The organism is Xenorhabdus miraniensis, assembly GCF_002632615.1.
In genome coordinates, this window is sequence record NZ_NITZ01000001.1 from 245,962 (window position 1) to 270,092 (window position 24,131).

Genomic DNA, 24,131 nt, shown 5'->3' on the forward strand with positions numbered 1-24,131 from the left:
GATAGCGTTCTTCACGATATTTATTCACGGTCATGAATAACAATATGATGGAGATCGAATATACACTATCAGGGTTGAGGAAAACTGTAAAATTACCATACTGGTATAAATAAATCTTTTTCATTCTCATGGAGAATTTCAGCATAAGAAAATATTAATATAAAATTAATCAATCTTATTTAATAAAGATTGGTGTTATTATTTTAATAAAGAATTATTTTAACTGAGTATGATGAGTGTTAATATCGATTACCCGTTATGTTCAGCAAGTTAATGTTGAACATAACGAGCAGGAACGCTATTTTGACACAAAATCCACGCTTCTCACGATACAGATATGACTCCTTTTTTTCATATCCCTTCCTTGAGTCTCCAACACAAACTCTCAATTTCCCTGATGCTGAGCACTTGTATTACCAAACCCTAATAGATAAGATTAGGTTATGAATATCAACGCACGATAATATATTATCAAAGAGATGATATAATGCAAGAATCGAACAATAAAAAAGCAAGCGAAGCTGATACTCTACTCTCCAACATCGCACAAAATATTGCTTTTTTAATGAAAAAAAACAATATAGATTCACAAGTCCTCAGTAAATTGACAGGTTTAGGAATTGCGACTATCAATAGCCTCAAGCGAGGTGTTGGTAATCCGACTATTGCTACGATTTCCTCTATTGCGGATGTATTTGGTGTAAACATTGGTGAAATTACAGATAATAAATTATCTGAGTCAACGGAAAACGAAGAAACTATTTCAGCCGTTCCTCTCGTTCGCTATGATGAATTAGACGGTTATGTATCAGGTAAGATAGTCAATACAAATCTATATAAACTCAGTGTGCAAGATGAAGACAAAGAATCTCTGTTTGCAGTCGAATTTTCCAATAACCTTTTATCTCCGTACTTCGATAGCAACACTATTGCAATAGTTTCTAAAGCTGAAAGCTTTTGTGACAGTGATGTCGTACTTGTAAAAATCAAAGATGTCCCTATTTGTTTCAGACAAGTTTTTGTCGGAGAAAGTGGTATCTATTTTTCAATATTAGGCATTGAAAATGAACGTAAAACAGTATTGACTCAGAATTATACAATTATTGGTGTTGTGATTAAATCAATTAGAAAATTAAAATAGGAAAGTTATAATGGGAAAATTAATTGATTTTTTCAAAAAAACATTCAAACCTCGTTATATATACAGCTTACAGCGGTTCGAACCAGTAAAAGAACATGGATTTTACATACTGAAAGAATTAGGTACACATACATGTATAAAAGCAACAGCAGAAGATATTTTCAAAGGTGATTTATTATATAATATAAATCCCGTTGATATCATATTTATAACACAATTTGAAGAATATGATATGAGGAAAAAACAAAAATTTGAAATAGTAGAAGAAAGAAGAGATTTATCATTCACAATACAAAATGCCTACTCTCGTAGAAGAATAAATGGAAAGGAATTACTGATAGATCAGAATATCGTTGAGAATTTAGATCCAACGAGCCTTGTAAGGATCGCTTATATGTCTGGATTAAAAGATGGAAGAAAAATTTCCGATGAGATATCAAAAGCAGAAAAAATAAAATCATCTAAGCCCACAAAATTAAAGGTAATAAAGTGACTCACTCTTATCCTACTCACCCAAAATTCAAATATGATTCCTTATTCATTTCCTTATCTGTCACAATAATGATAACTTGTGATGTTCTTGTATACAAAACTTTAGATTTCAATGGATTTAAAATCACATTTAGTGGAATTTTATTCTCTTTTTATTTCTTAATATCCACAATTCAGACGGAAGTATATGGATACAGGCAAGGAGTCAGAACAGTCTGGATAATCGTTTTATGCCAATCCATCTTTGTCATGATTATCTTTGCAGCATCACACTCTCAACCGGAAAACAATCAAATCTCAATGAATTTCAGGTCATTATTTGGGGAGTTTTGGCGAGTGATGGTAGGAACATGGACTTCCGTACCCATTTCTTACTTTATAAACGGATTCGTTATATCTAACTTAAAAAAAGTATTTCTTGGCCGATTCTTTTTTATAAGGTATATCATTGCGTCAATGATTACTCAAGCGGCCCTTCTACTGTCAGCTTATCCTATAAGCCTCTCTTCAAAATATAGTTTCAATGAATTAATCACAATCATTGCAACAACATGGTCTTATAAGGTAGTCATGTCCATTATCCTTCTGCCGATAGGCATATTCCTGGCAGATAAAATAAAAAAATTAGAGTCAACTGATATATACGATTGGAATATATCATACAATCCATTTCTTTTCAGAGGTAATAAAAAATGAAAGTCATTCATTTAACAGACATACATTTAACCCGAAGCAGAGAACAGAAAATATTTGATGTCAATCCTTATGATAATTTTGATTTTGTTTGTGAGGAAATACTGAGAATAAAAAGTATTATTGAAATAGAATTAATTATAGTTTCCGGTGATATTTCAAATGATGGTGAAGTCGATTCTTATAGATATTTCTTAAATAAAATGGAATCGTTAAATTTACCTTATCTTGCTATATTGGGTAACCATGATCTCAAGAATAACTTTGATATCGCACTCGCAGAAGAAAAAAGCAAATACATTATCAACTCCAATGAATATAATAATAGAATCTGGCATTTTATTTCAGTTGATACTGTTGTAGCAGGAGAAGATCATGGTCTTATTTCTAAAGATACTCTTATAGAATTAGAGCGAAAAATTATTGCAAACAGTCACTATAATATTGCTTTATTCATGCACCATCATGCTATTCCAGTCGGAATCCCCATTGTCGATAACTGCATGTTGAATAATGGCAAAGAATTATTGAAGCTTTGCGAGAAATATAAGGTTAAATTTATTGGTAGCGGGCACGCTCACACTTCACGTATTTGGCACCATAATACGATGACAACATGTGTTGCCCCCGCTGTTGTATTCCAGTGGCTACCGGGTACAGAGACCGTCAAGATATCAAAAGGCTTCGGCTTCAACGTGATAGATTTCTCATTTGATCTATCTGTAACATCATGTATTTATTGACGTCGATACCTTCTGCTTTCCAAGTTGCCGCTTTGTTGGCTGCACTGCGATTTAAAATCTATTGGATTGAGGGTTATTAAACAACAATTCTTTTACATATTAACAACAAAAATGCAGGGCAGCCGATTTTATTGAATTTCAATCAATAAATTAAATCATCTTTTAAATTAAAGAGTTAATCAGATGAAATGCCAAATCGTCTGTGACAAAATAAGCAGGTTCCCTTGATCCCCTAATATCTGGAGGAGGAATACCGAACAGGTATTCATGACACAACATGACTCAAGATCACCAACTACAAGTAGAAGCCATTAAATGTGGCACGGTTATCGATCATATTCCGGCTCAAGTCGGCTTTAAATTATTGTCGCTGTTCAAGCTCACCGAAACCGACCAACGTATTACCATCGGCCTGAATCTGCCTTCCAACCATCTGGGTAAAAAGGATCTGATTAAAATTGAAAACACCTTCCTGACGGAGCAGCAAGCAAACCAGCTCGCTATGTATGCACCTCATGCGACAATCAACAATATTGAAAATTATGTTGTCGTTAAAAAAATGCCGATCAATCTGCCAGAACGAATTGATGGTATTCTTATTTGCCCAAACAGCAATTGCATCAGCCATAATGAGCCCGTCAACAGCAGTTTTCATGTGATGACAGCGAAAGATGATGCCGTATTGCGCTGTAAATATTGTGAAAAAGAGTTTGATCGCCAAGCGGTTATTAATAACGATTAAGCATCGCTTTAAACAATCTATCTCCCATTTGAGTGGGATAGAATGTCCTGCATCAATTGATACAAGGCAGGGGATCACTATAATGGCGGTCCCGCAACATTTCCTATTTCAGACGTTAAACAGGAGTTTCTAATGTCACGTTCTATTCATACCGAAAATGCACCAGCGGCAATCGGCCCTTATGTTCAGGGTGTTGATCTGGGCAGCATGGTTATCACTTCCGGTCAGATCCCTGTTGATCCAAAAACCGGCGATATCCCTGAAGAAGTTACCGCTCAAGCACGTCAATCTTTGGAAAACGTTAAAGCGATTATCGAAAAATCTGGCCTGAAAGTAGCTGATATCGTGAAAACCACCGTGTTTGTCAAAGATCTGAATGACTTTGCAGCCGTAAACGCAACTTACGAAGCATTCTTCGCTGAACATAATGCGCCATTCCCTGCGCGTTCATGTGTTGAAGTGGCTCGTCTGCCAAAAGATGTGAAAATCGAAATCGAAGCCATCGCCGTTCGCGGTTAATTTGACGTTCTTTCAGCCCTGATCACTCCAGTATCAGGGTTGCTATTACAACCCTCCCTTTCTTTGTCTCAGATCAACTTTGTTGGTTGTATATTAGCTTAAATGATCTATATATTGTGTTTAAATACACAAAATTTACTATATGTAGTATTTATGCACAAAATTATCCACACCCAACAAAAAGCGAATATTCATGTCATTTTCGCCTGTGGATAACCTATTGAGGAGCCTTATTGTGAATTCCCATAAATGGCATGATCAATTAGATCAGGAAATCCGTGGTTTGATCGAGCAAAGTGATTTTTCTCTGCTTAATGAAAACGCCAATAAAGACAGCAAAGTGATCCCGACTCAACGCGATTTATTGGCCGGGATTGTCGCCCGACAGTATGCTAAGCAGCATATGCTGCCTACTGATGTGGTTGTCGCGCATGAAAAGGGAGAAATTCACTACCATGATCTGGATTACGCTCCCTTTTTCCCCATGTTCAACTGTATGCTGATCGATTTACAGGGTATGCTGACCAACGGTTTTAAGATGGGCAATGCGGAAATTGAACCACCTAAATCCATTTCTACCGCCACTGCGGTCACGGCTCAGATCATCGCGCAAGTTGCCAGCCATATTTATGGTGGGACGACTATTAACCGCATTGATGAAGTTCTCGCTCCTTTTGTAAAAGCCAGCTATGACAAGCATCTGGCAATTGCTAAAGAATGGAAGATTGCCGATCAAGCTGCTTATGCGGAAGCCCGCACAGAAAAAGAGTGTTATGACGCTTTCCAATCTCTGGAATATGAAGTCAATACGCTGCATACCGCCAATGGACAAACTCCCTTTGTTACCTTTGGGTTCGGATTGGGAACATCAAAAGAAGCCCGCCTGATTCAAATTTCGATTTTGCGCAACCGCATTGCTGGCTTGGGAAAAAATCGCAAGACCGCCGTTTTCCCCAAACTGGTTTTTGCCATTCGTGATGGATTGAACCACCGGTTTGGTGATCCCCACTATGACATCAAATTATTGGCGCTGGAATGTGCCAGCAAACGGATGTATCCCGATATTCTCAATTATGATCAAGTTGTCAACGTGACCGGTTCATTTAAAACACCAATGGGTTGTCGTAGTTTTCTCAGTGTTTATGAAGAAAATGGTCAGCAAATCCACGAAGGGCGCAATAATCTGGGAGTAATCAGCCTGAATCTGCCCCGCATTGCGCTGGAGGCTAAAGGCGATGAAGCCCGCTTCCGGCAGATTTTGGATCAGCGTTTGTTGCTCGCGAAAAAAGCCCTGATGACCCGCATCTCTCGCCTCGAAAATACCAAGGCCCGGGTTGCACCAATCCTTTATATGGAAGGTGCCTGTGGTGTTCGTCTGAAAGCCGATGAAAATATTGCTGAGATTTTTAGGCATGGCCGCGCCTCTGTCTCGTTGGGCTATATCGGTATCCATGAAACGATAAATGCGTTATATGGTAATCACGTTCACCTTTTTGATAATGAACAGCGCCAACAGAAAGCCATTTCCATTGTTAAGCATTTACGTCAGGCGGTTGATCAATGGAAATTGGAGACCGGCTATGGATTCAGTTTGTACAGTACGCCAAGCGAGAATTTATGTGACCGTTTCTGCCGCTTGGATTCTGCCGAGTTTGGTGTCATTCACGGTGTCACCGATAAAGGTTATTACACCAACAGCTTCCATCTGGATGTGGAAAAAAAGGTTAATCCCTACGATAAGCTTGATTTTGAAGCCCCTTATCCACCGTTAACGAATGGGGGTTTTATCTGCTACGGTGAATATCCCAACCTACAACATAATTTGAAGGCATTGGAAGATGTTTGGGATTATAGCTATTCACGTGTTCCTTACTATGGCACCAATACCCCCATTGATGAGTGCTACCAATGTGGTTTTACGGGAGAATTTGCCTGTACCAGCAAAGGATTCACTTGTCCTCAATGCGGCAATCATGACCCGGCCCATGTTTCTGTCATTCGCCGTGTTTGCGGCTATCTTGGCAGCCCGGATGCACGGCCATTCAATGCCGGAAAACAGGAAGAAGTGAAACGCCGCGTGAAACACCTTAGTCATGGCCAAATGGGTTAATAACATGAATTATCATCAATATTATCCAGTTGATGTGGTCAATGGCCCCGGAACCCGTTGCACGCTGTTTGTGTCAGGTTGTCTGCATCAATGTCGTGGCTGCTATAACCAAAGTACCTGGCGGGTTGATTCTGGCCTGCCTTTTACACTGGAAATGGAAAATCAAATCATCGCTGATTTAAAAGATCATCGTATTCAACGACAAGGTTTATCATTATCCGGTGGCGATCCCCTGCACCCCCATAATTTACCTGCCATCTTACAATTGGTTAAGCGTGTAAGAGAAGAATGCCCAGATAAGGATATCTGGCTATGGACAGGCTATGTTCTCAATGAATTAAATGAGATTCAGCAAGAAATTATCAGCCGCATCCACGTATTGGTTGATGGGAAATTTGAACAAGAGTTATATGATCCCACATTAATTTGGCGGGGCAGCCGTAATCAAGTTATCCACTATTTACGATGATATTACTTTACGATGATATTACGTTACGATGATATTACGTTACGATAATAGTTACGGCAGCATTAACGTTGCCAGTGCAATTTTTTGCCAAAACCCAGCGTGTTATTCACCATTTTGATTTCATTCAGGTTAAGTTGCCAGATAGGGGTCTTAGCTGTTAAGGCGATGGGAAAATGGCGGCAATAATGCGCCCTGGCCGCAGTTTCAGCCTCACCGGTCAGCAAAATCACTTCGCCACGAAATTGGATACCCTTAATGTGGGCAATATTGCGGGTTTGGTCAGCAACAGTGCCTGCAACGACAGGATTTTGCTGCATGATTTGACCATGCCGGGTATCAGATTCAGTCATAAACCAAAATGCCATATTGTCAGCATCGAAGACATAGAAACAGCTCGCACACCATAAATCTTGAATTGAAGAAGTGCAAAGCGTAAATACATGTTGTTTGGCGAGATATTGACTAATTATTAAATTTTCTTTATTTAAACTCATAGGGTTCCATACTGTTATTTTAGCCTGTTCAGAACAGAACACGACTGGAAATTTATCCAGCTTCGTGTTCTATGTTCGACTCAATATACCAAGGTGGGCTGCATGGAACACTATAAATTATTTATAAATTTCAGCAACGCCATTGAGTTTATTCTGACCATTTGCTGAAACAACACGGAAATATTTTGCACCAGCTTTGTCAGCTTTTTTGGACAACTCTACAGTCAGGCTATCTAGTGTAGCGGCACCAGTAACTGAGACAACACCAATTTTATCTCCCTTAGCAACTTGAACTTCAGTTGCTGCAAATGAACCAAATGAAACCGCACATAATGCTAAACCAGCGACGATATTTTTTACATTTTTCATATTTTGCTCCTCTGCTCACTTTATACAATAGGGTTTATCCCTCGTGATGCAGACCATGTTATACGCCTGTTCCGAATATGATAATTAGCAATTATTGCTATATTTTTTCAATTATTTTGAACAACTTTGGCTACCCAAAGACGCCAGCTTGAATATATTATTAATAAATTCATATTGTTAAATCAGAAAAGCACCCAAAAAATCAGTCTAAAGCTTAATGACACATTAATTTCACGCTGTAATTAAACTTTCGGAATTATTAAAATTAAATAATGAAAATTAAAGTATCTCAATGGTATCTCTACCTGATCAGGGCACAAAATGGCACCTTATATACTGGGATCACAACAGATGTATCCCGTCGCTTTATGCAGCACGCATCAGGAAAAGGCGCAAAGGCCCTCAAGGGGAAAGCACCATTGACATTGGTTTATCAAAGTTTGGTCGGGGATCGCAGCATGGCGCTGAAAGTTGAATATCGTGTGAAGAAGCTGAATAAACAGCAAAAGGAGAGGCTGATTCTGAACCAGCCTCCCTGTATAACGACTTATTTGATAGAAAACGGCTTATCTGAGAAGTTTTTTACTCAATCAGAGAGCCTTATTTTGGCAGAGACCATAGATTATCAAAGTGGGCAGGATAAGTAACCTGACCATGGCAATCACTCAGTGAAATATCAGCCAACATGTAGATCAGGAAATAATCCTCGCAATCAGGCCATTCGCAAGATAATTGATATTCATTGGCAAGTTTAAAACCAAAACGGCCGTAATATTCAAGATCTCCCAGGGCCACAACCGCGCTATATCCAAACTCATTCAGGCTATCCAGCCCTTCGTACACCAATTTTTCACTGAGCCCATGATGACGGTGCTCCTCCTCCACCGCCAATGATGCCAAACCCACCCATTGATGATCTGCCCCATTGATATCAACAGGTGTGAAACCGACATAGCCAATCACATGGCCTTCATCGTCAGTCGCAACAATGCCCAGTGTCAACAAGCCATCTTCTCTTAATTGACTCACTAACTCAGCTTCTGCCGATGTCTCAAAAGACTGACGTAATAAACGATCAATCCCCATAGCATCGACCGGAATTTCGACCCTGATTAACATGACGATAACGCGCGATCGTTCTGATCAACGCCCTCTTTCTGTCCCGCTTTGATAAATTCAGCCAGACGCAATAAACCAAAGCGAAGAATGGATGGCATAGATTCCAATCCAATGGAATCCATTAAATTTTTTACATGCAGTCCCAATTCTGAGTTTCCTTCAATCCGTAAACGACGCTGAAAAAACAGTGTATCAGGATCTTCCCTGCGGGCAGCAATAAGAATGAAATCATTTGCATTACCACTAAAACTGACGTCTTCACTCGCATGCTGCCTGACGACCAAACGATTATCCTGCACACTGATGAACCCGTGTAAGCCGAGATCCCGTATTTCCACCTTCAACCAACGGGAAGTTAAAAACGCCAGCTCCCCTTCAGCCAATGCTGCTCGAAATTGCCAGCCAAGAAACGGTTCCAGCACCTGACGCTGTAAGACGAAAGGAGTAACCTTCGATGGGAAACGCAGTAATGCAGGCCCTTGATTGACCAAATGGAAGTGGATTTTACCTAACACAGCTCAGACTCCTTTTCGTGCAAAGTGACGCGCTATTCTGCCAAAATCCTGCTGTATTTCCCGATCCTACATCAAGAATCGATAATAAATCCCTTATCACAAAACGTCTACAGAACAAATTTCCGGGCAAGCTATTTTTTGAGCATACGGGGCATTTCACCCATAATACGATAGCCACACCAACCATACATGGCAGTAAATTAGCGTTTATCTTCGTGGGAGTTGCACTGAAACTGCTCCAAATCAATCCATTCCATTATTTGGCTTACTACAACCGTGACCGGCTGGGCAGGCGTTGCGCCTCAATTGAGGCCGCTCCTGTATCCTGTAGTACAGTGAGCGACAGGAGAATTATAGTGAGTTAGAGATTGAACGTTGCTCACGCATAGATGGAATAACCCTTTGCCACACAAGAGATACGATAGCCAGTACCCCCATTCCTGCACCTACCCATGTTAGTGTTTCTAATCCCCACTCTCGTACTGTAAAACCCCCAGTCACAGACCCCAGAACAACCCCGGCATTAAAAGCAGCGATATTCATGCCCGAAGCAATATCCATTGCATACGGTGTGTGCCGCTCTGCCAGCATGAGTATCCTTGACTGTAGCGGTGGAATTGCCCCATAAGTTGTCAATCCAAGTAAAGCCACTAAGCCAATCATTAGTACAGAATTGGTAAGACTGAAACTCATGGCCGCCAATACAACTGCAATACCAACAAGAAAGATAAGTGAGGCAATATCCATTCCTTGTCGATCTGTTAGTCTTCCTCCCCAAACTGTACCAACAGCGGCGCCAACACCGTAAGCAAGCAAAACTCCACTGGCGGTTTCAACACTGACTCCTGTAATCGTCAATAATATAGGGGTAATAAATGTGTACAGGGCAAATGACGCGGTATAGGAGAGCATTGGAACGCTTGCCCCTGCCAGTAAACGTCGATCAAAAAGGATAATAAGATGGCGCCAGCCAGCAGAGACTTTCACAGCCTGCTCTCCGGCATCTTTTGACATTTTGAATCCAATACCAATCGTTCCAGCCAATCCACAAGCAGCGATAATTAAAAAAATGGTGATGTCTTACGAACGTGGTGCGCAGCAGGTCTGGGTATAGCACTTCGAGAAACCTGGGATGTAGCAGATTTAATTCGCTCAAATAAACTCATCCAAATCCTGCCGGAATGGCAAGAAGAAACCTCTCCAATTAATATAGTGAGGGCAGGGAAACGACCCGTTCCACAACGTATCAAAAGTTTTATTGAGTTCCTCACCGAAGAGTGGAGAATTCCCCCTTGGGATAAGTAACTGAACAAGCCAGTAAAATTATCATCATCCCGACTTGTTCTTTCATCTCACAAAATACTTTGAATGACGCCACCATCAACTAAAACAAAAGATTAAAATCATCACTGTTGATAACGGATTGGAATTTGCCAAACACGAGCTTATCAGTAAAAATTTAGAGACAAAGATTTATTTTGCCCACTCTTATTCACCTTGGGAAGGAGGAATAAATGAGAACACCAATGGATTAATCAGAGATTACTTCCCAAAAGGGACCGATTTTAATAAGGTATCAGAGTGGGAGATAAATCTCGTCGCCAATCGATTAAATAAACGCCCTCGGAAGACACAAGATTACAAAACACCGAATGAGTTATTTAAAGGAATATCCACTCGTTTACTTCGTTTATTACGGTGTTGCACTTGTATCATAGTAATTATGGTGGTTAGCTTATTATGTGAATGCAAGAAACATTTCAATATATAAAACAGAAATACCATGAATTGGTATAGACTACAAAACATCAGGCTTACGCCATTCAGATATCAAACTATTTAACAGATTTATGATATTAAATAAACACATAAATTATGAGAATTTAAAAATAAGAATTTCTCTTATTCTCTTTCGTTATAAATATAAGCACCCAGACCAAAAATAAAAATCATTTAACGCGCCGGAAAATATCCCGAAACTCCTGATTGAGCAGCATACCGATCGAATTACCTTTTATTAGCTATATTAATGTTTATATCGTATTTTTATTTTGAAAAATATTAGCCAGAAACAAGGTTAATTAAAACCTATCTTCAAGAGATAGTTATGATTATGCAATAAAATTGCATACTAAGATTCTATAATCATTAAACTTAAAATTTAATTTTTCATAACAGAATAAAGGGGCTTAACTTTATTAATTATATGACCTATGTACGATTTTGCATTTTGATCTTAAAAAAAACTTCTCGATATTTGTTGACTATGAATAACAAAAATTCACTTTCTCTCCGACCATGCAGCCATGGTTGTACATTAATTGAACCTAGAATGATAGGAGTAAGAATCCCAAATAAACAATAGATTTTAACAATAATTTAACAAAGCACATTGGCTTACATTTTTATGCTGCCTTTATTTCGGTCTAATTGAGGATATCAATAAAATATAAAACAAAATTATAACTATTTGTTTTTAATGAGGTAAATAAACAGAACTCTTTTTAACTATCAAAATAACGCCTGATCTCATCAAACCTATTTTTTCCCATACTCCCTGTTTTTTAAGAACGATTAATCACAAAAGTTATATTGATCAAAAATTGATTTTATGTTGGAATAAAAAACCTTATAAAGACAAAATTACAGATCAATAGTCTGCTCATTAACCATTCAACAGAGCTTGTTAACTATTTCGTGATATCTCAGATCAGGCAATTCCGTATTGTCATCTCACAATTTCGTCATGATTTGACGATTTTCCTCTGGATACACGGTTCATGGTTGGTAGTAAATAGAACGTAATATTCTGAAATGGATAGGTTTACTGCTGGTTATCGCTTGATGTTTTTTATTTTTACAGGTTTACAGTTATGAACAAAAAATTCGATAAGCCGTGGCTACGGAATCAGCAAAATAGGCTGAAACGTGTAGCATGGGTGAACATTATCACTCAATTTGTGTTTCCGGTTGCTGGCACATTTGTCCCCGCTATCGCTAGTGCCAAAACACAAGCGACTTTTCAAAATGAAAAATTAGCACAACCAACAGAACCTTATATCCTGAAATCAGGGGAAACCGTCAGTACCGTCGCCAAGCGCTACGGTTTAACCGTCACTGATCTGAAAAAAATTAATCAGCTACGCACCTTCAGCAAACCTTTTATGACACTTGGTGCCGGCAGCGAAATTGATATCCCTAAACCTCGAACTAATAAATTTCTGCCTTTTAACTATTCTTCGTTAGAACAATCTGCATTAAATCAACCTCCATTAAATCAATCTTCATTAAATCAATCTTCATTAAACAAGGCTTCTGCTTCAGATGAAGAGTCACACCTTCTGGCTGAGGCTGCCTCTCAGGTTGGTCATCTGTTAATCAACAACAACATTAAGAGCGGAGCAATAAACCAATTAGGCAATCTGGTCACGAGTGAGGCTAATCAACATATTAAAAATTGGTTAGCGCATTACGGCACAGTTCGTCTGCAAGCCAATGTGGATAGTCATGGAAGCCTGAATGGCAGCCAGTTAGATATGTTGTTGCCGCTGCATGATACCCACAACCTGCTGGATTTTACCCAATTCGGTTTCCGCCGTATCGATAAACGCAATACCCTCAATATCGGGTTAGGAGAACGTCGTTTTTTTGCTGGCTGGATGTTCGGCTACAATGCTTTCCTTGACCATGATTTCACCGGTGATAACACCCGATTTGGCCTCGGTGCCGAATACGCCCGTGATTATCTGAAATTGGGCGCAAACGGCTATTTCCGCTTAAGCAACTGGAAAGAATCTCCTCTTCTGACTGACTATGATGAGCGACCAGCCAATGGATTCGATCTGAGAGTACAAGGCTATGCCCCCGCCTTACCGCAACTCGGCGGTAAGTTAGTATATGAACAGTATTTCGGAAATGAAGTTGGCTTAATCAATAAAGATCACCGAAGCCAGAATCCTTCTATGTTTACGGTCGGAATTAATTATACTCCGATTCCATTGCTGACTTTCGGTATTGAGCGCAAACAAGAGATGTCCGGTAACGGAGAAACACAGTTCAATATGGCACTGAACTATGTCATCGGCACTCCGTGGTCAGAACAGAGTAATCCAGATGCCGTAGCATTCAAGCATTCTCTGCAAGGTGGTCGTTATGATTTGGTCGAACGCAATAATCAAATTGTTCTGGAATACCGCAAACGTGAATTGATCTCTCTGGCAATGGAAAACCAGATTATCGGTCATGAGAGTGAAACCAAACCTCTCCATATCAGCGTTAGCAGCAAGTATGGATTTAAAGATATTCAATGGGAAGCCACGAGTCTATTTGTCAATGGCGGTAAAATCCAACATCAAGGCGGGACAAACTATCTGCTGACTCTGCCGAGATATCAACCACAGGGTAATAATCTCTACACGGTAGGCGCCGTTGCTTATGATGAACAAGGCAATACGTCCAAACGAGTAGAAATGCAGGTGCAGGTACTCCCAGCAGCAATCAATGTCAACAGCTCTGCCTTTACAGCAAAAGATAAAGAACTACTGGCAGATAATCGCGATACGACTCTTCTGACATTGACCCTGAAAGATAAAGATGGCAAGCCAGTCAAAGGTGTTGCTTCCGAAATCAAATTAATCTCCAGTGGATTAAGTGGAGAAGGGCGCGATCCACAGATCGAAAAAATGCAAGAGATTCAGCCGGGTGTTTATAAGTCCCACCTTACTGCGGGTGAAAAAATTGGGGTATTAAAAATTACGCCAGAAGTGAATGGGATTACCCTCAAACCGGTCGAAATCATGTTCGTACATCCAAATACACCACTCATCAAAAATTTAACCATCGTTGGCAAATTGGAAATGGGGCAAACCTTGAGTGCAACCTATACCTTTTATGCCAATGAAGGCGATGCAACGGATAAATCCCGTTATGTATGGGGGAATAAAGGCAATGTTGATATTAGCAAAGGGCATACGATTACTGAGTCAGGCAAGCTCCCTAACTATACACTGACACAAGCAGATGCGGGGACAGTGAAAGCGATCGCGGTACAGGCACAAAATGCCCTTGGCCTTATCGGGAATACCCAAACTGTTGATACCAGCATGAGTACCGAACAAGGTAACCATACCCACGATGGGGGAAAAGGGGGAACTGTCAGAGGACTTGCTGATGATGTCATCATCACAACGAGTGCTGATAAGGCAAAGAAAGACGACCCAATTACATTAAAGATTAAAACGCTCTATCACGGGAAGCTGGTCAGAAATGTGGACGTCAGAATGAACGCTATTAAGGCTCTGAATCGCCAGAATGTCGCTGAAAAACCTACCCTATTATTCAATGGCAACACAACTGAATCTCAGGATTTCACTGATGAAAACGGTATGCTCAATATTACCTTGACCGATCCAAACGGGCATGGTGTGAAGACGGCATTCTCTGTCACTGCGGATGGTACTGCGCCGCCACAGACTAAGGATATAATCTTTACGGTTCCGACCAGCCCGGATGTTCCTGTTGCTAATTTTTGGGGACATATGGCTGAAACCATGATAGGTAAAAATGGCGAGGTCTTTAACCGACCCAAATTACAAGCAGAATTAAAAGCCTTAGGTATGGCCGGAATGACTACCTATATCGAAAATGGTGAAACTTGGCCGCGTCGTGTCTATAACGGAGCTGCATGGTACTGCCAGAAAACACATGGCACGTTACCAACAGTAAATGAGCTGTGGGATCTGTACCTCGCCCACCCCAATAATACTATGCATGATGTATACGGCTGGCCACAAGACCGCTCCTATCGCTCTTCAAGCCCGGGGATAGACGAAAAAGGTAAAAATGCCCATTTTGCCGTGAATATAGACAAAGGATTCGAGCACGTTATCAATGAAACAGTCACCGACTACGTTGTCTGCAAGGAATAATGCTATCAATCCGCCCCAATCGGGGCGGATAATCCTTTCCACACCAATCCCTTCCCTATAAATAGATTATCCTGTCAATGCCCTATTGACGGCGTCAAATTTAAACTTTGATAATGGCACATCAAATATATTAGTCATTATTAATCACGCAATGAAAAGATATGTACGAATTTAACCTCGTGTTGTTATTACTCCAGCAGATGTGTATCTATCTGGTGATCGCCTGGCTGCTGAGTAAAACGCCTCTGTTTATTCCTCTACTGCAAGTTACCGTACGTTTACCACATAAGATGATGTGCTACGTCATCTTTTCCATCTTTTGCATTATGGGAACGTATTTTGGGTTGAATGTGAATGACTCGATTGCCAACACGCGCGCGATTGGCGCTGTACTCGGCGGTTTTCTTGGTGGGCCAACCGTAGGGGCAATGGTCGGATTCACCGGCGGTTTACACCGTTATTCTCTCGGTGGAATGACGGCATTTAGTTGCATGGTATCCACCATTGTAGAAGGCGTACTCGGTGGCCTTGTTCATATTTACCTGATGAAACGGGGACAGATTAATAAGTTATTGAATCCGTGGACAGCGGCCATTGTTACTTTCTTTGCTGAATGCGCCCAAATGGGGATTATTCTGCTACTCGCTAATCCGTTCAATGAAGCATTGAGTCTGGTGAAGGATATAGCAGCCCCGATGATTATCGCCAACAGTATTGGTGCAGCGATGTTTATCCGTATCTTATTGGACAGACGCGCTATTTTTGAAAAATATACCAGCGCCTTTTCTGCCCAGGCCTTGAAAATTGCTGTCTGTACAGAAGGGATTCTGCGTAAGGGATTCAATGAAGATAACAGTATGCGTGTAGCAAAAGTCATCTATCAGGAATTGGAAATTGGCGCAGTCGCTATCACTGACAGAGAAAAGTTACTGGCGTTTATTGGTCTCGGTTCTGATCATCACCTGCCCGGCACACCTATCGCTTCCGAACAGTCACGTCGCGCAATTGAAAATAATGAAGTCGTGTACGCCGATGGGAATGAAACCCCCTATTGTTGTTCTCTTAGTCCAATTTGTAAACTTGGCTCTACGCTGGTGATCCCTTTACGGGGAGAAAATCAGAAGGTGATCGGTACGATTAAACTTTACGAAGCCAAAAACCGTTTATTCAGCTCCATCAACCGTACCTTAGGTGAGGGAATTGCCAGTCTACTTTCAGCCCAGATTCTTGCCGGACAGTATGAACGGAATAAGCAATCTTTACTGCAATCAGAAGTGAAGCTGCTTCACGCGCAAGTGAATCCTCACTTTTTATTCAATGCCCTAAATACACTACAGGCAGTTATCCGTCGGGATAGTCAACAAGCCAGTCAGCTTGTGCAGTATCTTTCGACATTTTTCCGCAAGAATTTAAAGCGGCCTGAAGAGATTGCCACGCTGGAAAATGAAATAGAACATGTGAATGCTTACTTACAAATTGAGAAAGCGCGCTTCCGTGAACGTCTTCAGATTGCCATAGAAATACCGGAATCCCTGCGCAATGCAAAACTACCTGCATTTTCCTTACAACCAATGGTAGAAAATGCCATTAAACATGGCACATCACAGTTACTTGATACAGGAAGAATTACGATTAGAGCGCATCAGGAAGCCAATTTGCTATTGGTAGAAATTGAAGATAATGCCGGACTTTATTGTCCAAAACAGATGGGAGACGGACTTGGAATGAGTCTGGTAGATAAACGTCTACAGCTCCGTTATGGTAAACCCTATGGCGTGAAAGTTGATTGCCAACCCGAAGAATTTACCCGTGTCATTTTATGTTTACCATTGGAAAAAGAGGCGAAAAAAGCGGCGTAAATATGAATATATTGATTGTTGATGATGAACCTCTGGCTCGTGAGAATCTACGTTGTCTGTTGGAAGAGGAAACGGATATTCAAATCATCGGTGAGTGTGCCAACGCAGTAGAAGCGATTGGTGCCATTCATCGTCTTAAACCGGATGTGGTTTTCCTCGATATTCAAATGCCCCGCATTACCGGGCTGGAAATGGTGGGAATGCTCGATCCTGATCATCGCCCTTATATTGTTTTTTTAACTGCATTTGATGAATATGCGGTGCAAGCCTTTGAAGAGCATGCGTTCGATTATCTATTAAAACCACTGGAAAAAGAGCGTCTGAGCAAAACGTTGCAACGGCTGCGCTCTGGCTATCAAAAGCAAAATCTGGCGGATCTGCAACGCGAAGATGAGCAACTGAAATATATTCCTTGTACCGGATATAGCCGGATATGGCTGATGCCACTGGATGATGTTCTGTATGTCACTTCGCGCCTGAGTGGTGTGTATGTTATGAATGCCAATGGTCAGGAAGGTTTTACTGAATTGACTCTGCGCACACTGGAAACCCGTACATCCCTGACCCGCTGCCATCGCCAGTATCTGGTCAATATGGCCCAATTGCGGGAAATTGTTTTTGGCGAAAACGGGCAAGCGGAGTTGGTGCTGAGCAACGATGAACGTATTCCCGTCAGCCGTCGTTATCTGAAACCGCTAAAAGAAGAACTGGGGTTAAATTAATCGCTGCTTGAGACATAATTTCGTCACTCTACAGGAAAAATAAACAAAGGAAATGATCTTGGCTGATTATAGGAGCGCTGAGATTTCATATGATGTAAGCGTAAAAGACCCTTTCTCCGTGAAGAGAAAGGGTCTTTTTTAATACATCATTGCGATATTTTCAATGCAACAGCTAACCGCCTATCAAATCAGGCGATAACGTATTTGCTTATACGTTGCTAGTGCTGTTGCCATTGCTTTGACGACGACGTGGAGCACCGCCATTGACATCATCGTTACCACGGCCACGGAAAGAGCCACGCTCACCACCGCCACGACGTTCGTTGTTAAAACGACGGCCACCGTTATTGCCAAAGCCATCACGCTCACGACGCGGACCATTGCCACCGTTACCACCATTACCGCCATTACGGCCACCACCACGACGTTCACGGCGCTCAAATGGTTGTGCATCACCCATCAACTGCATGTTCATTGGTTTGTTCAGAATACGGGTACGCGTGAAGTGAGACAGCAGCTCCCCCGGCATTCCTTTTGGCAGTTCAATCGTAGAGTGAGACGCAAACAGCTTGATATTACCGATATAACGGCTGCTGATATCACCTTCGTTCGCAATTGCACCTACAATGTGGCGAACTTCAACACCATCATCGCGGCCTACTTCAATGCGATACAGTTCCATGTCACCCACATCGCGACGCTCACGACGAGGACGATCACCTCTGTCACCACGATCACCTCTGTCACCACGGTCGCCTCTGTCACCACGATCACCAAAAGCATTACCGTTACGGCGACGGTCATCACGATCGTTGAATTCACGGCGAGGACGACGTACCGGATCTGGTGGCAGAATCAGTGGGCGCTCGCCTTGTGCCATTTTCAGCAGGGCCGCGGCCAGTGTTTCCATATCCAGTTCTTCACCAGTACCCAATTTAGACAACAGAGCACGGTATTGATCCAGATCGCTGCTTTCCAGTTGCTGCTGAACATTAGCCGCGAATTTCTCCAGACGACGCTGGCTCAGAAGTTCTGCATTTGGCAGTTCGACTTCTGGGATCGTCAGTTTCATCGTGCGTTCAATGTTACGCAGCAGGCGGCGCTCACGGTTTTCAACAAACAACAAGGCACGACCCGCACGGCCTGCACGGCCAGTACGACCGATACGGTGTACATAAGACTCTGCATCCATTGGGATGTCGTAGTTAACAACCAAACTGATGCGCTCAACGTCCAAACCACGAGCTGCAACGTCAGTTGCAATCAGAATGTCCAAACGGCCATCTTTCAAGCGCTCAAGAGTCTGCTCACGCAACGCCTGATTCATGTCACCATTCAGTGCCGCTGAGTTGTAACCGTTACGCTCCAGAGTTTCTGCCACTTCCAGCGTTGCATTCTTGGTACGCACGAAAATAATCGCAGCATCAAAATCTTCTGCTTCGAGGAAACGTACCAGCGCTTCATTTTTACGCATTCCGTACACAGACCAGTAGCTCTGGCTGATGTCAGGACGGTTCGTAACACTGCTTTGAATGCGAACTTCCTGTGGGTCATTCATGAAACGACGGGTAATGCGGCGAATCGCTTCAGGCATGGTTGCTGAGAACAGTGCTGTTTGATGTTCAGCAGGGATCTGACTCATGATGTTTTCAACATCTTCGATAAAGCCCATACGCAACATTTCGTCGGCTTCATCCAATACCAGACCTTTCAGGTTGGACAGATCCAATGTTCCACGTTTCAGATGGTCCAGCAGACGGCCTGGTGTTCCCACAACAACTTGTGGCCCCTGGCGCAGAGCGCGTAATTGGACGTCATAACGCTGTCCACCGTAAAGTGCAACAACATTCACATTACGCATGTGCTTGGAGAAATCTGAACATGCTTCGGCAACCTGTACCGCCAGTTCACGGGTTGGTGCTAACACAAGGATCTGTGGAGCTTTAAGTTCAGCATCAATGTTATGCAGTAAAGGTAAGCTGAATGCCGCCGTCTTACCACTACCAGTCTGTGCCATGCCCAGCACGTCACTACCGTTCAGCAGGTGTGGAATACATTGTTGTTGAATAGGAGAAGGCTTCTCATAGCCCATGTCTTCCAGTGCAGAAAGAATAGGTGCTGATAATCCTAAATCAGCAAAAGAGATTTCAGTCTCAGTGGTCATGTAATGGTGCCTCATTAATCGTGGCGGCCAGTCTACATAACACAGTGAAAAGAATTTCTGTCATTTTCATTTAAAATGTGAACTGGCTCAAATTATGTTATTAAACGAACAAACAAGCCCCCACCTCGCAAGATGTGGACTTAAAAATCTGTCGTGAAAATGTTCGTCAGCTATTGTTGGTTCGATTCCGATAAATCATCTTGTCTTTGGCCTAGTAGCGCCAATTCCAACAATGCGTAGCGGTGCTCAACAAAGTTATGAACATTGTTAGCTACCGTCAGCTTGAATAACGCGGCTGCGCTATCCTCATCCCCCAGACTTAGGTAATGTTTACCTAAATAGAAGTCAGTTTCACTGAGATGCTCAGCGAGCGAAGTGTTATCCGCTGAATTCTGTTGTAAGCGCTCCATCAATATTTTCTCATTGATTTTGCCTAAATAGAATTCAACGATATTCCAGCCCCATAGCCCCCGGTTCGCTTTGTCAAAATGGTGCGACAAATTAGTCATTGCAACCTTAGGATCGATTTTCACTTCCACAAGGTACAACCACAACGAACGGAAGGGATCATTTGGATCGTCTTGATAAAACGCCTGCAGATCATCCTGCGCCAATCGATAACGGCCACCGTAATACAGTGCAATGCCGCGATTCATTCGCGCGTAGTTGTAAGTTGGATCAAGCTCTAAAACAGAATCAAACGCTTCATAGGCAGAATCAAAATTACCTGCCTGCGTAAAATAAATTCCTAGATAATTAAAAATTTCAGGAATATCAGGACGGAGAGACAAAGCCACTGAAAAATCATTCTGCGCCAGTGCCCTCAGCCCGAGGCTATCATACAGCACACCTCTTTCATATAAAAGCTGTGCATACTCATCTTCCGTAAGTGACCGACTCGCAAGTATTTGCTCCATGCGAGCCAGAATAACCTCTTGTTGCAATGTCGGTTGTAATGGAATAGCAATAACTTCATTTTTACGCCATCCAGTGCTGCCACATCCCACAAGGAGAAAAATAGCCGCAACATACCACCAGCGCAGAAAAGAATTCATTTCCCACTCCCGAAGTCAGACATTAATCAGAATGCCCAGTTACTCCACCCACATTGTATATTTCAGGCATCCTGCCCAAAACTGACTTTTCCCTTTAACTTCGAACTATAGCGTTATTGACTGCAATTCAAAATAAATTAGGGATAAACGGCGCCCTTTTTACAGGACGCCGCGCTTTACGTCAAATTTATTCTACAGATGATTCCGGTGCCTGTGACACTTCATCGGTAGTAACCACGGCTTCTTTCATGCTCAGGCGGATACGACCCTGACGATCAATTTCCAATACTTTAACCGGTACTTCCTGACCTAATTGCAGATAATCAGTGACTTTCTCTACACGTTTGTCTGCGATTTGAGAAATGTGTACCAGCCCTTCTTTACCACCGCCGATAGCAACAAATGCGCCAAAATCAACAATACGGGTTACTTTACCGGTATAGATACGGCCCACTTCAACTTCAGCAGTGATTTCTTCTATACGACTAATAGCGTGACGCGCTTTATCACCATCAGTTGCCGCAATCTTCACCGTACCATCATCTTCAATTTCAATAGTGGTGCCGGTTTCTTCTGTCAATGCACGGATCACAGAGCCACCTTTACCAATCACGTCTTTGATCTTGTCCGGATTGATCTTGATGGTATGAATACGTGGTGCAAATTCAGAGATATCGTTGCGTGGGCTTTGGATTGCCTGTTCCATCACATTAAGGATGTGCAAACGAGCACCTTTAGCCTGATTCAGGGCAACCTGCATGATTTCACGGTTGATGCCTTCAATTTTGATGTCCATTTGCAATGCACTGACACCATCGCGGCTACCCGCAACTTTAAAGTCCATGTCACCCAGATGATCTTCGTCACCCAGAATGTCAGACAGAACAACAAAGTTATCCCCTTCTTTCACCAGCCCCATTGCGATACCAGCAACGGCTGCCTTAATTGGCACGCCAGCATCCATCAGCGCCAGTGAAGCGCCACAAACGGAAGCCATGGAAGAGGAACCGTTGGATTCAGTGATTTCAGACACAACGCGAACTGTATACGGGAATTCGGCAGGGCTTGGCATGACAGCCAATACACCACGTTTCGCCAAACGTCCGTGACCAATCTCACGACGTTTTGGTGAACCAACCATACCGGTTTCACCCACAGAGTATGGAGGGAAGTTATAGTGGAACAGGAAGCGGTCTGTATACTCACCCATCAGCTCATCGATAACTTGCGCATCACGCTCTGTACCCAGAGTTGCTGTAACCAGCGCCTGTGTTTCACCACGGGTGAACAGAGATGAACCATGAGTACGTGGCAGTACACCGGTGCGAACATCCAGAGCACGAACCATGTCTTTTTCACGGCCATCAATACGAGGCTCACCACGCAGAACACGGCCACGAACAACATTTTTCTCCAGACCGGACAGCACATCAAGCACTTCGCTTTCATCCAGCTCAACGCCTTTTTCCGCTGATTCTGCCAAGACGATCGCAGAAACTTCTTCTTTGATGGTATCAACCTGAGCGTAACGTTCCTGCTTCTCAATAATACGGTAAGCATCGCCCAGACGGGTCTCAGCCAGTTCAGCAACACGGTCATGCAGAGGCTGGTTGATAGGCTCCGGAGCCCAATCCCATTTTTCTTTGCCTGCTTCAGCAACCAGTGCATTGATGTTCTCAATAGCAACCTGTTGCTGCTCGTGACCAAACACAACTGCACCCAGCATTTGCTCTTCAGTCAGCAGATCCGCTTCAGATTCCACCATCAATACCGCACCTTCAGTACCCGCAACCACCAGATCCAGACGGCTGTTTTTCAGCTCATCTCTGGTTGGGTTCAGTACGTACTGATCGTTGATGTAACCAACGCGAGCAGCACCGATTGGGCCATTGAATGGAATGCCAGACAGTGCCAGTGCAGCAGATGCGCCGATCATAGCAACGATATCAGGGTTAACCTGAGGGTTAACAGAAACTACGGTTGCGATGATTTGAACTTCGTTCAGGAAACCTTCCGGGAACAGAGGGCGTAAAGGACGGTCAATCAGACGGGCTACGAGGGTTTCACCTTCTCCCGGACGACCTTCACGACGGAAGAAACTTCCCGGAATACGACCCGCTGCGTAAGTACGCTCTTGATAGTTAACAGTCAGAGGGAAGAAATCCTGACCTGCTTTTACTTTTTTCTGACCAACAACGGTAACGAATACCGCTGTGTCATCCATATTTACCATAACGGCTGCTGTCGCCTGACGAGCCATCATGCCGGTTTCGATGGTCACAGTGTGCTGACCATACTGGAATTTACGAACAATCGGATTCAGCAAAATAATTTTCCTTTGTTAGTGTTGCCGACTTTTAAGATTCAGCAACAATGGATTTTCTCTTCTTGCTACACCCTCACGACTAATGACAGTGCTTACTCCCTTAAGGACTCTCATTAGCCGCGCGAGTCACTGTAGCGGAAGAGGTTCAAATTTCAGAAACGGTATAACGTCTCTCAATTCCGTTTCCTAGAAGAAAAGGGGCCCTATTAGGCCCCTTTCCACCGAAACTCATCGATTAGCGACGCAGTCCCAGACGCTCAATCAGAGCGGTATAGCGTGCCAAATCTTTACGCTTCAGGTAGTTCAGTTGCTTACGACGCTGCGCAACTTTTCTCAGCAGACCACGACGGCTGTGGTGATCTTTTTTGTGCTCTGAAAAGTGACCTTGCAGTTGGTTGATGTCAGCAGTCAGCAGTGCGATCTGAACTTCGCTGGAACCACTGTCGTTAGCGCCACGACCAAATTCAGCAATAATCTGCGCTTTTGCAGCAGTACTTAGAGACATAGTATAACTCCAAATATGTAGTTTAAAATGACAAGTGCCGATCTCTAATTCAGCAACTCATATATAGACGCGGTATTCTACGCTGCAAATAAGTGAAGCGCAAGACAGCACAATCGGTGCCTTTCACTGCATCTACACAATTTGTCTGCTTTGAATTCCTTATCAGT

Annotated in this window: 21 protein-coding genes and 2 pseudogenes; 14 read left to right on the forward strand and 9 right to left on the reverse strand. The window is 42.5% G+C overall.

Annotation, left to right across the window (positions count from 1 at the left end; all coding sequences use genetic code 11):
* Positions 1–487 precede the first annotated feature (487 nt).
* The 8 genes from Xmir_RS27795 to nrdG all read left to right on the forward strand — a co-directional run bounded on the left by Xmir_RS27795 (position 488) and on the right by nrdG (position 6,909).
* Positions 488–1,141 (forward strand): helix-turn-helix domain-containing protein, encoded by a 654-nt coding sequence (locus Xmir_RS27795; RefSeq protein ID WP_244170828.1) that lies wholly within the window; start codon positions 488–490, stop codon positions 1,139–1,141.
* 10 nt (positions 1,142–1,151) lie between these two features.
* Positions 1,152–1,634 carry a hypothetical protein gene (locus Xmir_RS01035; protein ID WP_099112639.1) on the forward strand — a complete coding sequence of 161 codons (483 nt, stop codon included), beginning with the start codon at positions 1,152–1,154 and terminating at the stop codon, positions 1,632–1,634.
* Positions 1,635–1,702: 68 nt separating this feature from the next.
* Positions 1,703–2,329 carry a VUT family protein gene (locus Xmir_RS01040; RefSeq protein WP_244170833.1) on the forward strand — a complete coding sequence of 209 codons (627 nt, stop codon included), beginning with the start codon at positions 1,703–1,705 and terminating at the stop codon, positions 2,327–2,329.
* Positions 2,326–3,069, forward strand: a complete 744-nt coding sequence (locus Xmir_RS01045) for a metallophosphoesterase family protein (protein ID WP_099112641.1) — start codon at positions 2,326–2,328, stop codon at positions 3,067–3,069. Before Xmir_RS01040 ends, Xmir_RS01045 begins: the two co-directional genes overlap by 4 nt.
* A gap of 277 nt (positions 3,070–3,346) precedes the next feature.
* The gene (gene pyrI / locus Xmir_RS01050) at positions 3,347–3,811 is read left to right on the forward strand and encodes an aspartate carbamoyltransferase regulatory subunit (RefSeq protein ID WP_099112642.1); all 465 of its coding nucleotides are present in this window, start codon (positions 3,347–3,349) and stop codon (positions 3,809–3,811) included.
* Positions 3,812–3,943: 132 nt separating this feature from the next.
* Positions 3,944–4,330, forward strand: coding sequence for a 2-iminobutanoate/2-iminopropanoate deaminase (gene ridA / locus Xmir_RS01055; RefSeq protein WP_099112643.1), 387 nt, complete (start codon positions 3,944–3,946; stop codon positions 4,328–4,330).
* A 193-nt stretch (positions 4,331–4,523) separates the two neighbouring features.
* The gene (gene nrdD / locus Xmir_RS01065; RefSeq protein WP_099112644.1) at positions 4,524–6,440 is read left to right on the forward strand and encodes an anaerobic ribonucleoside-triphosphate reductase; all 1,917 of its coding nucleotides are present in this window, start codon (positions 4,524–4,526) and stop codon (positions 6,438–6,440) included.
* 4 nt (positions 6,441–6,444) lie between these two features.
* On the forward strand, positions 6,445–6,909 hold the full coding sequence (gene nrdG / locus Xmir_RS01070; RefSeq protein ID WP_099112776.1) for an anaerobic ribonucleoside-triphosphate reductase-activating protein: 465 nt from the start codon (positions 6,445–6,447) through the stop codon (positions 6,907–6,909).
* Between the two features lie 62 nt (positions 6,910–6,971).
* On the opposite strand, the gene Xmir_RS01075 is transcribed toward nrdG, so the two are convergent.
* Complete coding sequence (locus Xmir_RS01075) at positions 6,972–7,403, reverse strand: YhbP family protein (protein ID WP_099112645.1); 432 nt, start codon at positions 7,401–7,403, stop codon at positions 6,972–6,974.
* A gap of 117 nt (positions 7,404–7,520) precedes the next feature.
* Positions 7,521–7,772 (reverse strand): multiple stress resistance protein BhsA, encoded by a 252-nt coding sequence (gene bhsA / locus Xmir_RS01080; protein WP_099112646.1) that lies wholly within the window; start codon positions 7,770–7,772, stop codon positions 7,521–7,523.
* Positions 7,773–8,044: 272 nt separating this feature from the next.
* On the opposite strand from bhsA, the gene Xmir_RS01085 reads away from it, so the two are divergent.
* Positions 8,045–8,419 carry a GIY-YIG nuclease family protein gene (locus tag Xmir_RS01085; protein WP_145956855.1) on the forward strand — a complete coding sequence of 125 codons (375 nt, stop codon included), beginning with the start codon at positions 8,045–8,047 and terminating at the stop codon, positions 8,417–8,419.
* Here the strand turns inward: Xmir_RS01085 and Xmir_RS01090 are convergent.
* The 3 genes from Xmir_RS01090 to Xmir_RS01100 all read right to left on the reverse strand — a co-directional run bounded on the left by Xmir_RS01090 (position 8,373) and on the right by Xmir_RS01100 (position 10,420).
* Entirely contained in the window at positions 8,373–8,891 is a 519-nt protein-coding gene (locus Xmir_RS01090; RefSeq protein ID WP_099112647.1) for a GNAT family N-acetyltransferase, read from the reverse strand. The genes Xmir_RS01085 and Xmir_RS01090 overlap by 47 nt on opposite strands.
* A complete protein-coding gene (gene ubiT, locus Xmir_RS01095) occupies positions 8,885–9,406 on the reverse strand; it encodes a ubiquinone anaerobic biosynthesis accessory factor UbiT (protein WP_099112648.1) in 522 nt (173 codons plus the stop codon). Before ubiT ends, Xmir_RS01090 begins: the two co-directional genes overlap by 7 nt.
* A 351-nt stretch (positions 9,407–9,757) precedes the next feature.
* Positions 9,758–10,420 carry an MFS transporter gene (locus Xmir_RS01100; RefSeq protein ID WP_244170829.1) on the reverse strand — a complete coding sequence of 221 codons (663 nt, stop codon included), beginning with the start codon at positions 10,418–10,420 and terminating at the stop codon, positions 9,758–9,760.
* A 69-nt stretch (positions 10,421–10,489) separates the two neighbouring features.
* Between Xmir_RS01100 and Xmir_RS01105 the strand changes: the two are divergent.
* The 5 genes and pseudogenes from Xmir_RS01105 to btsR form a co-directional block, all read left to right on the forward strand.
* Positions 10,490–10,711 (forward strand): annotated as a pseudogene (locus tag Xmir_RS01105) (LysR substrate-binding domain-containing protein); the annotation flags it as partial.
* A gap of 73 nt (positions 10,712–10,784) precedes the next feature.
* Positions 10,785–11,093: pseudogene (locus Xmir_RS01110) on the forward strand (IS30 family transposase); the annotation flags it as partial.
* A 1,186-nt stretch (positions 11,094–12,279) separates the two neighbouring features.
* Entirely contained in the window at positions 12,280–15,333 is a 3,054-nt protein-coding gene (locus tag Xmir_RS01115) for an inverse autotransporter beta domain-containing protein (protein WP_099112649.1), read from the forward strand.
* 161 nt (positions 15,334–15,494) lie between these two features.
* Positions 15,495–17,192 (forward strand): sensor histidine kinase, encoded by a 1,698-nt coding sequence (locus tag Xmir_RS01120; RefSeq protein WP_099112650.1) that lies wholly within the window; start codon positions 15,495–15,497, stop codon positions 17,190–17,192.
* 2 nt (positions 17,193–17,194) lie between these two features.
* A complete protein-coding gene (btsR, locus tag Xmir_RS01125) occupies positions 17,195–17,914 on the forward strand; it encodes a two-component system response regulator BtsR (RefSeq protein ID WP_099112651.1) in 720 nt (239 codons plus the stop codon).
* A gap of 208 nt (positions 17,915–18,122) precedes the next feature.
* Here btsR and Xmir_RS01130 read toward each other — a convergent pair whose 3' ends face one another.
* The 4 genes from Xmir_RS01130 to rpsO all read right to left on the reverse strand — a co-directional run bounded on the left by Xmir_RS01130 (position 18,123) and on the right by rpsO (position 23,964).
* Positions 18,123–20,078, reverse strand: a complete 1,956-nt coding sequence (locus tag Xmir_RS01130) for a DEAD/DEAH family ATP-dependent RNA helicase (RefSeq protein WP_099112652.1) — start codon at positions 20,076–20,078, stop codon at positions 18,123–18,125.
* 170 nt (positions 20,079–20,248) lie between these two features.
* The gene (nlpI, locus tag Xmir_RS01135) at positions 20,249–21,133 is read right to left on the reverse strand and encodes a lipoprotein NlpI (RefSeq protein WP_099112653.1); all 885 of its coding nucleotides are present in this window, start codon (positions 21,131–21,133) and stop codon (positions 20,249–20,251) included.
* A 187-nt stretch (positions 21,134–21,320) separates the two neighbouring features.
* Entirely contained in the window at positions 21,321–23,459 is a 2,139-nt protein-coding gene (pnp, locus tag Xmir_RS01140) for a polyribonucleotide nucleotidyltransferase (RefSeq protein WP_099112654.1), read from the reverse strand.
* A gap of 235 nt (positions 23,460–23,694) precedes the next feature.
* Complete coding sequence (gene rpsO, locus Xmir_RS01145; protein WP_099112655.1) at positions 23,695–23,964, reverse strand: 30S ribosomal protein S15; 270 nt, start codon at positions 23,962–23,964, stop codon at positions 23,695–23,697.
* Positions 23,965–24,131: the final 167 nt, after the last annotated feature.